The following is a 14,901-nucleotide window of genomic DNA, read 5'->3' as shown; positions in this document are numbered from 1 at the left end:
ATGGATCAATTCGAAGTCGTGGTGTCGAAGGCCGAGGCGCTCACGCCGCGCATTCGCGAATTCGTGCTTGTGCGCGCCCACGACGCGCCGATGCCGGGCTGGGCCCCTGGCGCCCACATCGACGTCCATCTGCCCGATGTCGGCCGGCGCTCCTATTCGCTGATTGAGACGGCGTCACCGCGCGCGGCCGCTGAGCATCCGACCGCCTATCGCATCGCCGTGCTGCAGGAAAGCAAGAGCCGCGGCGGCTCCACTTTCATGCACGGTCTCAAGACCGGCGATCGCCTGACGATCTCACAGCCGGCGAACAATTTTCCCCTCGGCGCGGGCGCCGGCGAAGTCGCACTCGTCGCGGGCGGCATCGGCGTGACGCCGCTGCTCGCGATGGCCTGCGAATTGAGCGCAGCGAAACGGCCGTTCTCGTTCCATTACGCCGGCCGCAGCCGCAGCGAGCTCGCCTTTCTCAGCGAGATCGAACGGCTGGCCAGCGCTAGCGCGACCATCCACGCCGACGACGAGGCCGGCCGCTTCTTCGATCTCGAAGGCCTGATGACGCGGCTCGCGCTCGACGTGCCGCTCTATCTTTGCGGGCCGCTGCCGATGATCGAAGCCGCCATCGCGCTGGCCAAGCAGATGAACTGGCCGCAGGGACGGCTGCATTTCGAGATATTTACGGCCCCCGAAGAGAAGTCCGGGGACTCCGCGTTCGAGGTCGAACTCAAGAACAGCGGACGCGTCTACGAAATTCCTGCCGGCAAGACCATCCTCGACGTGCTGCTCGAGGCCGGCGAAGACCCGATACATGACTGCAAGCGCGGCGATTGCGGGATCTGCCAGACCACGGTGATCGACGGCATTCCCGATCATCGCGACTACATCTTGAGCGAAAGCGAGAAGGCGTCGAACAAGGTGATGCAGATCTGTATTTCGCGCGCGAAAACCAAACGCCTCGTGCTCGACCTGTGAAGGAGGAACGCATGACCCGATATGCCGGCAACGCCGCTGCGCTTCGAGCCCTGGTCCGCGACCAGGAGGTTCACCGCGACGTCTATGTCAGCGAAGAGGTGTTCCAGCTCGAAATGGAGCATATGTTCCCGAACAGCTGGGTCTATGTCGGCCACGACAGCCAGGTCCCCAATCCCGGCGACTATTACGGCACCACGATCGGCACCCAGCCGGTGCTGCTTGTGCGCCATACCGACGGCAAGGTGCACGTGTTGCACAACCGCTGCCCCCACAAGGGCACGCGGATTACGTCCGAGACCTGCGGCAACACCGGAAAGTTCTTCCGCTGCCCCTACCACGCCTGGAGCTTCAAGACCGACGGCTCGCTGCTCGCGATTCCCTTGAAGAAGGGCTACGAGAACACCGGCTTCGAGCAGAGCCATGCCGCGCCCGGAATGGCGCCGGTGCGCCACGTCCGCAACTACCGCGGTTTTGTGTTCGCCAAGATCAACGACGGCGGCCTCGACTTCGAGGAGTTTTTCGGCGAAAGCCTGTCGAGCTTCGACAACATGGTCGACCGTTCGCCGGTCGGCCAGCTCAAGGTCGCCGGCGGCGTGCTGCGCTACATGCACAATTGCAATTGGAAGATGCTGGTCGAGAACCAGACCGACACCTGCCATCCGATGGTGGCGCACGAGTCCTCCGCCGGAACCGTGGTCGAGGTCTGGAAGAAGGCGCCGCCCGGCACCAAAAAGCCGATGGCGGTCGAGATCATCGCCCCCTTCATGAGCCCGTACGAGTTCTTCGAGAACATGGGTATCCGAATCTGGGACAACGGCCACGGCCACACCGGCGTGCACCACTCGATTCATTCCGACTATTCGGCGGTGCCCGGCTATTTCGAGAAGATGAAAGCGGCCTATGGCGAGGAACGCGCGAAGGCGATCCTGGACGAAAACAGACACAACACCGTCTATTTCCCCAACATCATGATCAAGGGACCGATCCAGTTGTTGCGGCATTTCAAGCCGATCGCGGCCAACAAGACGCTGGTTGAATCCTGGACGTTCCAGCTCGTCGACGCGCCCGACATGCTGCTGGAGCGCACGCTGATGTACAACCGGCTCATCAATGCCCCGACCTCGATCGTCGGCCATGACGACCTCGAAATGTATGAGCGGGCGCAGGAAGGCCTGCACTCGAACGGCAACGAGTGGGTGAACCTGCAGCGCCTCTATAGCCCCGACGAGGCCGAACAGACCAACGTGGCGGTCAACGGGACCAGCGAGTGGCCGATGCGCCACCAGTTCCGGGCGTGGACCAAGTTCATGACGATGGGGATGTGACATGAGCATGGTCGCCGAGGCTCCCCTGAAGAATGCGGTCCCCACCGATCAGGAATTGATCGACTTCGTCGTCCGCGAGGCGCGGCTGATCGATCAGCAGCGTTTCGACGAATGGCTCGACATGTACGCCGACGATGCCTTCTACTGGATGCCGCTGGAATGGAATCAAACCGATCCGCGACTGACCTGCTCGCTGATGTACGAGGACAAGCTGCTGCTCTCGATCCGGGTCGAACGGCTCAAGGGCGCGCGGACTTTTAGCCAGAAGCCGAAGAGCCGCTGTCATCACGTGCTGCAGACACCGCAGGTGGATTCGCGCGACGCCGCCGCCAACAGCTACGTCACCTGGACGGCGATGCATTATGTGGAGACCCGCCTGGAAGAGCAGACGCTCTATGCAGCCTGGGCGACGCATCATCTGAGCGTCGAAGACGGCAGGTTGAAGATCAAGCTCAAGCGCGTTGACCTGATCAATTGCGATGCTGCCTTCGGCAACATCCAGCTCTTTATGTGACGGAGGATGAGCGTGGTCCAGCACACGGCGATCGTGAGCGGCGGCAATACCGGCATCGGCGCGGCGATCGCCCGCGGCCTCTTGGCCGAGGGCTATGATGTGATTTCGCTGTCGCGGCGCAAGCCCGACTGGAGCCACCCAAAACTCTCCTCGCGCGAGGTCGATCTGCTCGATGCGACGGCGACGCGGCAGGCGGCAGACGAGATCGCCGCGAAAGTTGCGATCACCCACGTCGTTCACAATGCCGGCGCGATCCGCGCCAAGCCGCTGGAAGAGGTCGCTGACGAAGATGTCGGCGCATTGGCCCAGCTGCATTTCGGCGCCGCGATTGCGCTGGCGCAGGCGGCGCTGCCGGGCATGAAGCAGGCTCGCTTCGGCCGCATCGTGCTGCTGTCGTCGCGCGCCGCGTTGGGAGCCGCCACGCGCACGGTCTATTCGGCGACCAAGGCCGGCATCATCGGCATGGCGCGGACCTGGGCGCTTGAGCTTGCCCCCTTTGGAATCACCGTCAACGTCGTCGCACCCGGCCCGATCGGAGATACCGAGATGTTCGAGAGCGTGATGTCGCCTGAATCCGAACGCGCAAAAAAGCTGGCGCAGTCGATTCCGCTCGGCCGCCTCGGCAAATCCGCCGACGTCGCCCGCGCGGTCACTTTCTTCAGTTCACCAGATGCCGACTTCATCACCGGGCAGACGCTATATGTCTGCGGCGGAGCCAGCATCGGATCAATTTCCATCTAGCCCGGTGAGATCCCAGCCATGGACGCCACAGTCAAACAAAAGGCCAGATCCCCGAAGGGCTCGCGCGGGCAAGCGTTGCGGCCGGTCGAGCCGGCGCACGAATCCGACGGCGCGCATCTCGAATTGCGTATCTGGCTGCGGCTGCTCTCCTGCGCCACCCGGATCGAGAAGGCGCTGAACGCAAAGCTGCGCAAGGAGTTCAACACCACACTGGCCCGCTTCGACCTTCTGGCGCAACTCACGCGCAAGCCTGAAGGCGCGACCATGTCTGAAGTTTCCCAACTTCTGATGGTCTCAAACGGCGCCATCACCGCTCTCGTGCAGAAGCTCGAAGCCGACGGCTTCATCCATCGCGAGGTCGATTCCGACGACCGCCGCACCTTCCGCCTTCGCCTGTCGCAGGAAGGCGCCAAGGAATTCGGCCGGATGGCGCGCCGGCATGAGGAATGGGTGATCGCCCTGATCGGCGAACTGTCACATGTCGCGCAGTCGGACCTGCTGCAGCATCTGACCCTGCTCAAGCGCCGCCTCGACAAGCACTCCTGACGCGGACGCTAGGCCGCACCATCGCAACACAAGCAATGCGCGCAGTCCGTTCCGGACTCATTTGAGTCTTTGCTCGAAGAACGCCAAGATCTCGTCGCGCGCTGCGATCGTCGGCTGACCAGCCTCGTCGATCAGGTGCGCGGTGACGACGCTATGTGGCGTCGTCACGTGATGCTCGAAGAACGGCGCAAGATCGGTATTCGCCGCGCTATCCGGGAGCACCCGCCCGATGAAGCGATCACCGAGCGCGCCCCTATAGGCCGCGAAGCGTTGCACCATGCAGAACTTGTCGCCTGCGAAGCGATAGGCCAGTACCGTCAGATCGTCCCGCTCGAGCCGTTCGCGGACGGCTTTGACTTCGTCGGGTGCGATTTCGATACCAGCCGGATTATTCAGCGGCAGCGACGGCTGCGAGAGCACCGGCGCGAGCATCGACGGCTCAAGCATCATGGTCAGCGCAAAATTTCCCGTAAAACACATGCCGATGGCGCCGACGCCGGGACCGCCGCACTCGCCATGCGCAAATCGTGCCAGCGATCGCAGCCACTTCGTCACGGGGCTGGATTCGTTCGAGGCCAATGCACGAAACTCGGCGCTCACGCAGGCGCGCTGAAAGATCGCGGCGCCCTCCTCTGCGCCTGGAACCGCGCCATCGCGGCCGAACAGTGACGGCATATAGACGGTGAAGCCGGCGTCGCGGACCCAGCGCGCAAACCGCGCGACATGCGGGCTGATGCCGGGCATCTCCGTCATCACGATGACGGCTGGCCCTGCGCCCGCCACGTAGACAACCTTGCTGACGCCGTCGAGCGTAATGTCGCGGCGCGTGAAATCCTCGAGCGGATCGTCCTGCTTCATGGATCGTTTCGGCATCGGCACAATTCCTTGTTGGGTGATGGATACCCGGACAGGGGCCACAGCGCAGGACCGACGGCGCCTGCGGCCAAAGGCCTGGTGCAATGTCTTCACAGATATCATTGCGATTTTGAAGCCAACGGGCTAGTGTCAAAATTGACACTTATCGGGTATTTTTTGACATGACCAAAGTCGCGGTTCTCGAGATCGCCGGATGCATGGCCTCGAGCGCAGCCATCACCTACGACGTCATGGCCACCGCCAACCGGATCAGCGCGGTGAAGCGCGTCCTGCCATTCAAGGTTACGACAGTGCGTTGCGGATCCCGCCGCAGCAGCGTCGACCTGCGCGGGATCGAACTCGTCATCGTCCCCGGTCTTGGAACGGCGTCGGCCGACGAGTTGGACACGAAGTTGAAAAGCCCGATGTGCCGGCGGGCGGTCGACATGCTGACCCGGGCGCACGCGACCGGTGCCATGCTCGCCGCGTCCTGCGCGAGTACCTTCCTGCTGGCGGAGACAGGCTTGCTCGACGGCCGGCGGGCAACCACGACATGGTGGCTCGCGCCGCTGTTCCGGCAGCGCTATCCCACCATCGAACTGCTGACGGAGCAGATCGTCGTCGCCGATTGGCCGATCGCAACAGGTGGCGCGGCCATGGCGCAGATGGACCTGATGCTTGCGGTCGTCGGCCGGTTCGCTGGACCAAGCCTGGCGAGAGCCTGCGCCAACTATCTTCTGCTGGATGAGCGGCGCTCCCAGGCGCCGTTCATGGCGATCAACTATCTGGCGAGCCAGGACCCCAGGATTGCCAAGGCCGAGAAATGGGTGCGCGACAACATCGCGCGCGACTTTGCGATAGAGGAGCTCGCCGAAGCCGTTGCGCTGGCACCACGGACATTTGCCCGGCGCGTCTCGGCGACCTGCGGCGTTTCACCGATTCAGTTCGTGCAGCGGATCAGGCTGGAGACCGCGCGATTGCTGCTTGAGACCACACGGCTGTCGGTCGACGAGATCGCGCGGAGGGTCGGATATGCGGAGCCTTCCACGCTTCGCCGGCTGATCCGGCGCGATACGAAACATCCGCCCGGACATTTCCGTCCCGCCGCCTGAGCGTCTCCCTTGCCCACGATGCGCCAGCCTCAGTAGCCGAGTATGGCCTTCACCTCGAGATATTCCTCAAATCCGAACACCCCGAACTCACGCCCATTGCCGGACTGCTTGTAACCGCCGAAGGGCAGGCTGCGGTCGAAAGGCGCACCGTTGAGATAGACGCGCCCCGCGCGGATGCGGTTGGCGACAGCACGAGCGCGGTCAATATGCCTGGACTGCACGAAGCCCGCCAGCCCGAACGGCGTATCGTTGGCGATTTCGATCGCCTCATCCTCAGTATCGTAGCTCATGATCGACAGCACGGGGCCGAAGATCTCTTCACGTGCAATCGTCATTTGCGGCGTCACGTCACCGAACACGGTCGGACGAACATAATATCCGCGGTTGATATCGGCCGGCCGGCCCCTTCCGCCAGCCACCAGCGTCGCGCCTTCATCGACACCGGACTGGATGAGATCTTGCACTTTCTCAAACTGCGCCTGGCTCACCAACGGCCCCATGGTGGACGCCGAGTCGAACGGGTCTCCCAGTCGGATGGTGCCGACAGCCTCGCGCGCAGCTGCGAACGCCGCGTCCCGTTGCGCGCGAGGGATAAGCATGCGCGTCGGAGATTGGCAGTTTTGGCCGGCGTTTGTGTAACAGGCGTGAACGCCCTGGATCACGGCAGCTTTCAGGTCGGCATCGGCAAGGATGATGTTGGCGGATTTGCCGCCCAGCTCCTGCGCGACGCGCTTGACCGTATCCGCCGCAAGCTTGGCCACCCTTACGCCGGCCGTCGTCGATCCCGTGAACGACACCATGTCGATCTCGGGGTGGGCGGCGATCGCCTCGCCGACCGTTGGTCCGTCACCGTTGACGAGGTTGAAGACACCCGGCGGGACGCCAGCGTCATCGACGATCTCCGCAAACAGCATCGCGCTGAGCGGCGCGATTTCGCTGGGTTTCAGGACGACGGTGCAGCCGGTGGCGAGCGCCGGCGCGACTTTGGAGGCAACCTGGTTCAGCGGCCAGTTCCACGGCGTGATCAGTCCGCAGACACCGATCGGCTCGCGGCGCACGGTCCCGCTCCCCATCCGCTCCTCGAACTTGTAGTTCGCCAGCACGCGCGCGGCTTCCTCGAAATGAAACAGCGCGACGGTCGCCTGACGCTCGGTCGCAAACGTGATCGGCGCGCCCATCTCTAAGGTCATCATCCGCGCCAGTTCCGGCAGGCGCACTCTAAAGCCCTCGATGATCTTCTGAAGCCAGGACAGACGCGCTTCGACGCTCGTTACGGAATATGTCGCGAAAGCGCGGCGCGCTGCCTTGGTGGCTCGATCCACGTCTAGCCTTGAGCCCAGGCTGATCTGCGCGAATGTCTCCTCCGTCGCCGGGTTGACTATTCCGAGGGTTGACGGCGCGGCTGGATCCACCCAGGCGCCATCGATGTAGAATTTTAATTTTTCCATTGTTTCCCGTCCACGACGTTACGCCGCGCATTGTTTGCGGTGTGCTTCTAGAGGTGCCTGCCCTCATCCACCGGCACCACAATTCCCGTCGAACTGGTCAAGTTGACGATGCAGGCCACGGCCGCCCTCGCGACATCGTCGGGCGTGGTGACGTGGGCGAGCGGGAGTCTTTCGGCGGTTTTCTGAAGCTGCTCGCGGGTCCGGCCGGCGACAAAATCCGTATCCACGCCGGCTGGCGAGACCGAGAACACGCGGATCTTCGGCGCGAGTACTTTCGCGAGCGCGATCGTGAGCGCGTCGACGCCCGCCTTTGCAGCCAGATAGGCCAGGCTGCTGCCCAAGCCCGTGCGCGCCGCGATCGACGAAATGTTCACGATGGCAGCGCCACTGCCGCGCTCCAGCAAGGGTCGGAAGGCGCGCACCATCGCGAATGGCCCGCGCAGATTGAGCGAAACGGTCCGGTCGAAGATGTCGTCCGTCAGTCCCTCGAGATCATTGGCCAGCACAGGCGTCGTGGCGCCTCCGCAATTGACCAGCACATCGAGCCGTCCGTACTGCGCGTCCACGGCCGTCGCGGCCTCGGAGATGGAAGACGGATCGTCGATCGCGATGCGCATCGCGAGATGCCCGCGGCCTTGCAAGGCCCCGACCACCTCTTCGGCCTGCGCGCGGCGACTGTTGTAGCCAACCACGACAGCAGAACCCATGGCGGCAAGCCGCGCCGCGGTTGCCTTGCCGATTCCGCTGCTGCCACCCGTGACGAGCGCAACCTTCGGGATCGACAGCGCAGGAATTTCAATAGCAGTCATCTATGGCGGCCTCACATCGTGATCTTTGCAGCCTCGATCACGGGACGCCATTTGGCGCGTTCGCCGTCGATGAACGCCTTGAGGTCATCAGGAGGGCCCCCAACGCCTTGCAGCGAGTTTTGCTCGAGAATGGTCTTGCCCTTGTCGCTCCTGAGGAAAGCGTTCACCGCATTATTCACCTTGCTCACGATGTCCTGCGGCGTACCGGTAGGTGCTACGATCGCGTACCACGCGGTCGCCTCGAAACCTTTGAATCCCGCTTCCTGCACCGTCGGCACATCGGGCAGTTGCGCGACGCGCTGGCTCGTCGTCACCGCCAGCGCGCGGATCTTGCGGTCGGCCACCAGCGGCAGATAGGTCGGCATGAAATCCATGGCGACGTTGACTTGTCCGCCCAGCAGGTCCGTGATCAGCGGCGCTGAGCCGCGATAAGGCACATGCGTCATATCCACGCCGGCAAACTGCTGGATCAGCGCCGAGGTAATGTGCCCGAGCGTTCCATTGCCGGGATGGCCGACATTGACCTTGCCCGGGTTCTGTTTGGCATAGGCGATCAGTTCGGGAAGCGTCTTCGCCGGAAAGTCTGGTGTCGCCGTGATGATCATTGGAGACTTGGCGACGAGCACGACCGGCGTGAAGTCCCGCTCGGAATCGTAAGCCAGGCCCTTGTACATGAACTTGTTGAGCGCGATCGGCGCCGGCGTCCCGAACAGCCACGTATGGCCGTCGGCAGCCGCCTTGGCGACCGCCGTGCCACCGAGATTGCCGCCCGCTCCCGCACGGTTTTCGACGATGAACTGCTTGCCGAAATCTTCGCTCAGCGCGTGCGCGACGGCGCGCGCAAGGGTATCAACGGCGGCGCCGGCCGGGAACGGCACGACCATGGTGACCGGACGGTTCGGCCAATCCTGCGCGACAGCATGGTGACACGACGCAATGGCAAGTGCGACGCCCAGGAGGCCGAAAGAGAGCAGGCGCATGTTTCCTCCGAATTGTGTGCGAGACTCGCGTTGGCAACAGCGCTTATTCTGCAGCAAACTTGTCCAGGCCTTTGCGGCCCAGCCATTTGGATAATTCGTCAGCAACGGCTTCGTTGTTGAGATCGGCAAAGGGGATATGCGTGTTGCCACGCAGACCCGCATCTGACAGCAGCAGGACTTCGCAATCTCCGCCGTGACGATTGACGATATCGCAGAAGATCCGCGCCACCTTGACGGAGGCGGCCCAGATCGGACGCGTGTCGGTGTAGTCGCCGAACACCATCTGTATCGGAAACTTCGTCAGCTTCTTGAACTCGGCCAGCGGCACGGAGTTCGGACCGTACGGCGCATCCGGCTTGGGCTCGGGCCCCTCGCCCTCCGGGAAAACGAAGCCCGGGGTTTCGTAGGCAACGATGCCTTTCATGTTGTCGGTCTTTGCCTTCAGTGCCGACAACAACGCACGCCAGCCGCCCGCGGAATTGGTGACGGCAATGACGGGGCCGATCTTGTCGATCGCCTGGCCGCCGGCCTCCGCCTGCAGCAATGCATTCTCGAGCGTATCGAACTCGTCGTAACGGGCGCGCGTCGCCTGGTTCCAGGCTTCCTTGTCGGCGGTCGGAAACTGCAGTCCCGCATGCCAGTTGAGATAGGTCAGGCCGAAACGCCAGGCGGCAAAGTTGCGTTGATCGAAATAATCCGGCGTGTAGGCGATCGGCTCGCAGCTCCAGTTCGCGCGACCGACGCGCGGACCGTCCCACAGGTAAACGGGATATCCCTGGCGCAGGAAAATGCTCTTGTAGCCTTCGCCGCCGTCCCAGCGGCTTTCCCACACCTTCGTGCTCGAGCTGTGCCACATGATCAGGCCGACGCTGCGCCTTTTCGCGGGGATGAAGTATTCGACGTAACCATGGTCGCAGGACAGCGTCTGGCTGGGATCACCTGGCTTGGCGACGATTTTGCCGCCAACTTCATATGCGCCCGTCGATTCCAGGACGATCGGAGGCTTCGGTGGTTTGCGGCCCTCTTCCGCGAACGTCGTGTTGCTTAGTCCGGCAAACAACAATGCCGCGGCAAACGGCTGCAACTGTTTCCAGCCTTTCAAAGGGCTGCTACCGCGATTCATCATCTGCCTCCTCCCCAAATGGCGCGCGCCGCTTTTCGCGGTCTCTGCGCGCGTTTCCTATGCGGCGTCCTGTGCAGCCGACTGGCTCACCGGAAGATTCAGAAACCGTGCGGCGTTGTCGCTGATGAGCTTCCTGATGGCGGCGCGCGGCATCTGCAGGTCGAGCAGTATCTGGGTGATGCTGCGGAAACCATCGACCGGACGCTGCGACCCCTGCAGCCCGAGGTCGGACGACAGGATCGTGTTGTCGACGCCGGCCACCTCGATCAGGTGCGCGAGATCATCCGGGCTGTACTTCAAGGATTTGCCTTCGATGAACATGCAGATCGAATGTTCCATCTTGACGCCGACCGCGACGAGCTGGCGGATATCGGTGTCGTTGCAACCGACAATGTAGGTCGGATGATTGACCATCATCTTCTTGACGCCGCGCCGCGCCGCCTCGTCGAACAGGATGTGCAGTTCGCTGGCAGGCAGGTGGCCACCGGCCAGGATGATGTCCGCCTCGGCGATGAGGTCGATGACCTTCTTTGTATCGTCCGTGAGTTTGCCGTTGGCGTCGAGCGCCGAAAGCGGAATCGGATCGAGCATTTTCTGCGAGGTCTTTGGAAAGGTCGAGTTTCCCTTCGCCATCGCTTCGATATGGTTCGCCGCTGACAGCGTCGGCATCCAGACGATCTTGGCGCCAAGCTTGACGGCATGATCGACCGCGTGGGGGTTGATGCCACCCGACGCATTGTTCAGCACAATGCCGGAGAACAGCTTCACATTGGTTTCGGGGAACAGCTTCTCCAGCAGGATCGCATGCGCCATGCCGGCATAGAAGTGATCCTTGTAGAGCACGGCGCGGAATTTCGCGGCCGCCGCATCGAGCAGTTCCTCGTGATGATCGAGGATACGCGGCATGGCAGCCGGACCGCTATGGCAGTGCAGATCAATCGCGCCGACCAGAAGCTCGGCGACATCAGCCGCGCGCGACAGAGGCGGCAGCGGCACGGTTGTCGGGTAGGACACTTGCTTGTCGGCCATGGTCGGGGGCCCTTTCAGTTGAACACGTATCAGGCAGCGGATTTGCCGGCGGGGCTTTGCGCGGGCATCGGATAATCGTCTTCGTTCAGCACCCAGCCCGGCTTGGCCGAAAAATCCATGCGCGGCGGGCAGAAGATGTCGACGAGAACATTGAGCTTGGGATCGACGGCCTGCGAAGTGTGAATGGAGGACGGCGGAATCACGGCTATGGAAGGCGATCCGCAGCTCTCGTGATCGTCATTGCGCCACTGGGCCATGTCAGTCGTCCATGGCCAGCGCAGATGATGAATGAAGGTGCCGGCCAGCGCCAGCGAGCACTGCTCGAAATCGTCATGGTGATGCGGCGACATCTTGCTCGGATCGCGCGGGCCATTTTTCGGCTCGAGGAAATTCACCATGAAGGTCGAGCAGCGGAATATGCGCCCGAACCGGCCCGGCGTTGCCGCGACGTCGAGACTGTAGGTCCGGATCTTCGCGCCGCCGCTTGCCTCCGGCCACGGCTCGAACGGCGGCAAATTGGGATGCGGCGACGCGTAGGACGCGGCGTTGGAGCACAGAACTGCGAGATCTTCCGATCGCGTCGTCACCATCCGCACCACCTTGGCGGCGCCGAGCAGCGTGACAGAGCTTGCGCCCGCCGGCACGAAAGTGATGGAGTGACCGCCAACGACCTTGCGCTCGTTGCCCCACACGATCTCGGCGCCGGCGCCTGGATCGGGAAGCAGCACGACATATTCGTCGGGCTGGTCGGCGCGGCTCAGCACCGCGCCCTTGTCGGCGTCGCTGTAGGCGATGATGAAGTTCTGGCCGCGGGCGTACCAGGTGCGCGCCCCGTTCTGGTTTTCGGCCGGCGGTGTTTCGTAGAACTTCGCATACTCGGCGCCCGCGAAATGGGTGGCGGCGGGTTTTGCGCCAACTGAAGCGGCCGCGAGCGCTGCGCGAGGATCAGAGCTGTGATACATGTGAGCCATCCGTGGTTTGCACGAGGGTTTTGAAATCGGTGAGGGTTTGCGCCGCCGCACGGCGCATCTGGCCCTGATCCGACGAGATGATGAAGGCGCTGGCGCCGAGGCCCGCGAAATCCTTGGCTTCCGCCGCGCTCGCGACCATCACGCAGACCGGCTTGGCGGCTTTCTTCGCCGCCGCAATGATCCTGATAACCGCGTCCTTCACGGACGCATCGGCCGACGATTTGGCGCCAAGGGCGACGGTGAGATCGCCACGACCGATGAAGAGCCCGTGGATTCCGTCGACGGCGGCGATACCGTCGATTTGATCCAGCGCTTCGGGATCCTCGATCATCGCGATCGCGCAGACCGATGCATCCTGTTCATCGACAAGGGTCCACATCGGCGTGCCGCCATAGGCGCCGGCGCGGGCCGAACCGGAATAGCCGCGCCGTCCGCCGCGGTATCGCGCGGCGGCGGCAATCGCGCGCGCCTTCTCGACGGTTGCGACGTGGGGCACCAGCACACCGGCTGCGCCGCAGTCCAGGCAGGACAGAATCTTGGCCGGATCGTCCGACGACACCCGCACGATGCCGGCGAGGTTGCTGGCGCGCGCGGCCAGCAGCATGACGTCGGTCATCGCGCGATCGATCGGCGCGTGCTCCTCGTCGATCACGACGAAATCATAGCCGAGCGCACCGAATATCTCGATCGCGTGCGTGGTCGGCGTTTTGATGAACGAGCCAACGACAGTCTGCCGCGCGGAAAAGCGGCGGCGGAATGACGAAAAATGCGGCCTGACGATTTCTACAGACACGGCTGTTCCTCCCCGCCATCTGCTCGGGACCGCCCTCAGAAGGGGGCACCGACGTGGCTTGGCGAAAACCATTGCAGGGCGGACGCCGGTGGGCCATAGCTATTCCGCCGCGTTCCACCAGGTGGAATTGTATGCCGCTCAAAACCAACACCGTCGAAGCCGCCTCCCGCACCCTCCTGCTGCTGGAGGAACTCAATCGCCACCGTGTCACCTCGATCGATCGCCTGCACAGGGCAACTGGACTGCCGAAATCGACGGTGGTGCGGTTGATGAAGTCGCTATGCGCAATGGGTTATGCGGCGAACGACCGGCGGCAGGGCGGCTACGCGGTCGCCTCGCGGGTCAAATCGCTGAGCAACGGCTTTCACGGCGATCCGCTGGTGGTGGAGGCCGCGCGCCCGTGGGCGCTCGCCTTCACGCGGCAATATCACTGGCCAATCGCCATCGCCATCCTCGACAGGAGTTCTGTCGTGGTCCGCTTCAGCACCATTCCCGACAGCCCGGTCTCGCCATTTCACGGCACCCTCAACACGCACCTCAGCCTGCTCGGGCGGGCGCTGGGGCGTGCCTATCTGGCCTTCTGTCCCACGAGCGAACGCTCGATGCTGCTCGACATGCTGACACGGTCGCAGGAAGCGGAAGACAAACTCGCCACCGAGCGTAAACGAGCGTTGGCTTTGCTGGCGACGATCCGCAAGCAAGGCTTCGCCGAACGCGACCCGATGGTCGAGCCGCGCTCGTCCGGCACGATAGCGGTCCCCATCCTCGTCAACCGGCGCGTGCTGGCCACCGTCGGCATGACCTACTTCACGTCGGCGCTCGACCGCGCGGACGTCGTCCAGCGCTATGTGCCTCTTGTAAAGGCCCTGGCCGACAACATCGCCGCAAGTGTTTCGTCGCTGCAGCAATAGAGGCTACAGCCCGGCATCGTTTGGCCCCGTCTTTGGTATAGCGACAGGCTGTGAACGGCCTCTTGACGGTCCGGAGCAATTCCGAAACCCTGCTCTTTCTTCTGGGGACTGATTTCGGTGGTCCGCTCTCGCCCGCGGCCAGGATCGACAGACTCTTTCCTGAAGACGACGAGCGGAAGTGGCACCTCTATTGCTTGCGGGCAATAGGCGTGCGAGGGGGAAGGACACAGTATGATCCGCATGTTTCTTGATCGGCTCTACCTATTCTCCGGCTATCTCGCCGGACTTTTCCTCATTGCGATTTTTGTGCTGATGCTGCTGCTGTCGGGCGGCCGGCCGCTCGGCATCAATATTCCGGCGGGCGATGATTTCATCTCCTGGTGCATGGCGGCGACAGCCTTCCTCGGGCTCGCGCATACGTTCAAGCATGGCGAGATGATCCGCGTCGGGCTTCTGATCGATCGCCTCAACGACAACGTCCGCCACTATGTCGAGATCGCAGCCCTCCTCGTCGGCGTTGGCTTCATCGGCTTTTTCGCGTGGCATGCCGTGATCATGACCTGGCAGTCGTGGAAGTTTTCCGACATTTCGCAAGGGGTGATTGCGGTGCCGCTGTGGATTCCGCAACTCGGCTACAGTGGCGGCCTCGTGATACTCTTCATCGCTTTCGTGGATGAACTGGTCCATGTCCTGCGCGGCTTCACGCCGCGCTACGAATTGCCCAAGCCGCAGAGCGCCGAGGAGATCATTGAACGCGCCATGCAGAGCGGGGTCTGAC

Annotated in this window: 16 protein-coding genes; 8 read left to right on the top strand and 8 right to left on the bottom strand. The window is 63.0% G+C overall.

Annotated elements, in window-relative coordinates; translation table 11 throughout:
- Genes IVB22_RS34500 through IVB22_RS34480 form a run of 5 tightly spaced genes read left to right on the top strand, consistent with a single transcriptional unit; the run spans position 1 to position 4,092 of the window.
- Positions 1 to 966 carry a PDR/VanB family oxidoreductase gene (locus IVB22_RS34500; protein ID WP_247521626.1) on the top strand — a complete coding sequence of 322 codons (966 nt, stop codon included), beginning with the start codon at positions 1 to 3 and terminating at the stop codon, positions 964 to 966.
- Positions 967 to 977: 11 nt separating this feature from the next.
- Positions 978 to 2,291, top strand: coding sequence for an aromatic ring-hydroxylating dioxygenase subunit alpha (locus IVB22_RS34495; RefSeq protein WP_247521625.1), 1,314 nt, complete (start codon positions 978 to 980; stop codon positions 2,289 to 2,291).
- 1 nt (position 2,292) lies between these two features.
- Entirely contained in the window at positions 2,293 to 2,805 is a 513-nt protein-coding gene (locus IVB22_RS34490) for an aromatic-ring-hydroxylating dioxygenase subunit beta (RefSeq protein WP_247521624.1), read from the top strand.
- A gap of 12 nt (positions 2,806 to 2,817) precedes the next feature.
- Positions 2,818 to 3,546: an SDR family NAD(P)-dependent oxidoreductase gene (locus tag IVB22_RS34485; RefSeq protein WP_374207788.1), complete on the top strand. Its 729-nt coding sequence runs from the start codon at positions 2,818 to 2,820 to the stop codon at positions 3,544 to 3,546.
- A gap of 18 nt (positions 3,547 to 3,564) precedes the next feature.
- Positions 3,565 to 4,092, top strand: coding sequence for a MarR family winged helix-turn-helix transcriptional regulator (locus IVB22_RS34480; RefSeq protein ID WP_247521622.1), 528 nt, complete (start codon positions 3,565 to 3,567; stop codon positions 4,090 to 4,092).
- 57 nt (positions 4,093 to 4,149) lie between these two features.
- Here the strand turns inward: IVB22_RS34480 and IVB22_RS34475 are convergent, their stop codons facing one another.
- The gene (locus tag IVB22_RS34475; RefSeq protein ID WP_247521621.1) at positions 4,150 to 4,965 is read right to left on the bottom strand and encodes a dienelactone hydrolase family protein; all 816 of its coding nucleotides are present in this window, start codon (positions 4,963 to 4,965) and stop codon (positions 4,150 to 4,152) included.
- Between the two features lie 164 nt (positions 4,966 to 5,129).
- On the opposite strand from IVB22_RS34475, the gene IVB22_RS34470 reads away from it, so the two are divergent.
- The gene (locus tag IVB22_RS34470; protein ID WP_247521620.1) at positions 5,130 to 6,059 is read left to right on the top strand and encodes a GlxA family transcriptional regulator; all 930 of its coding nucleotides are present in this window, start codon (positions 5,130 to 5,132) and stop codon (positions 6,057 to 6,059) included.
- Positions 6,060 to 6,088: 29 nt separating this feature from the next.
- Here the strand turns inward: IVB22_RS34470 and IVB22_RS34465 are convergent, their stop codons facing one another.
- The 7 genes from IVB22_RS34465 to IVB22_RS34435 are packed head-to-tail and all read right to left on the bottom strand — an operon-like array spanning position 6,089 to position 13,212.
- On the bottom strand, positions 6,089 to 7,507 hold the full coding sequence (locus IVB22_RS34465; RefSeq protein ID WP_247521619.1) for an aldehyde dehydrogenase family protein: 1,419 nt from the start codon (positions 7,505 to 7,507) through the stop codon (positions 6,089 to 6,091).
- Between the two features lie 47 nt (positions 7,508 to 7,554).
- The gene (locus IVB22_RS34460; protein WP_247521618.1) at positions 7,555 to 8,316 is read right to left on the bottom strand and encodes an SDR family NAD(P)-dependent oxidoreductase; all 762 of its coding nucleotides are present in this window, start codon (positions 8,314 to 8,316) and stop codon (positions 7,555 to 7,557) included.
- An 11-nt stretch (positions 8,317 to 8,327) separates the two neighbouring features.
- A complete protein-coding gene (locus IVB22_RS34455) occupies positions 8,328 to 9,296 on the bottom strand; it encodes a tripartite tricarboxylate transporter substrate binding protein (protein WP_247521617.1) in 969 nt (322 codons plus the stop codon).
- Between the two features lie 43 nt (positions 9,297 to 9,339).
- Positions 9,340 to 10,419 (bottom strand): alpha/beta fold hydrolase, encoded by a 1,080-nt coding sequence (locus IVB22_RS34450; protein ID WP_247521616.1) that lies wholly within the window; start codon positions 10,417 to 10,419, stop codon positions 9,340 to 9,342.
- Positions 10,420 to 10,476: 57 nt separating this feature from the next.
- Positions 10,477 to 11,448: a DUF6282 family protein gene (locus tag IVB22_RS34445; RefSeq protein WP_247521615.1), complete on the bottom strand. Its 972-nt coding sequence runs from the start codon at positions 11,446 to 11,448 to the stop codon at positions 10,477 to 10,479.
- Between the two features lie 29 nt (positions 11,449 to 11,477).
- Positions 11,478 to 12,410, bottom strand: coding sequence for a hypothetical protein (locus tag IVB22_RS34440; protein ID WP_247521614.1), 933 nt, complete (start codon positions 12,408 to 12,410; stop codon positions 11,478 to 11,480).
- Entirely contained in the window at positions 12,394 to 13,212 is an 819-nt protein-coding gene (locus tag IVB22_RS34435; protein ID WP_247521613.1) for an HpcH/HpaI aldolase/citrate lyase family protein, read from the bottom strand. Before IVB22_RS34435 ends, IVB22_RS34440 begins: the two co-directional genes overlap by 17 nt.
- Before the next feature lie 131 nt (positions 13,213 to 13,343).
- Here IVB22_RS34435 and IVB22_RS34430 point away from each other — a divergent pair, with 131 nt between their 5' ends.
- Positions 13,344 to 14,123 carry a DNA-binding transcriptional regulator gene (locus tag IVB22_RS34430; RefSeq protein ID WP_247521612.1) on the top strand — a complete coding sequence of 260 codons (780 nt, stop codon included), beginning with the start codon at positions 13,344 to 13,346 and terminating at the stop codon, positions 14,121 to 14,123.
- Between the two features lie 231 nt (positions 14,124 to 14,354).
- On the top strand, positions 14,355 to 14,900 hold the full coding sequence (locus tag IVB22_RS34425; protein ID WP_247521611.1) for a TRAP transporter small permease: 546 nt from the start codon (positions 14,355 to 14,357) through the stop codon (positions 14,898 to 14,900).
- The last annotated feature ends 1 nt before the right edge of the window (position 14,901 follow it).

It is taken from the genome of Bradyrhizobium sp. 190 (assembly GCF_023073415.1).
Taxonomy (GTDB): domain Bacteria; phylum Pseudomonadota; class Alphaproteobacteria; order Rhizobiales; family Xanthobacteraceae; genus Bradyrhizobium.
The sequence above is the reverse complement of the archived record's forward strand: the minus strand, read 5'-3'. Positions and strand labels throughout refer to the sequence as shown.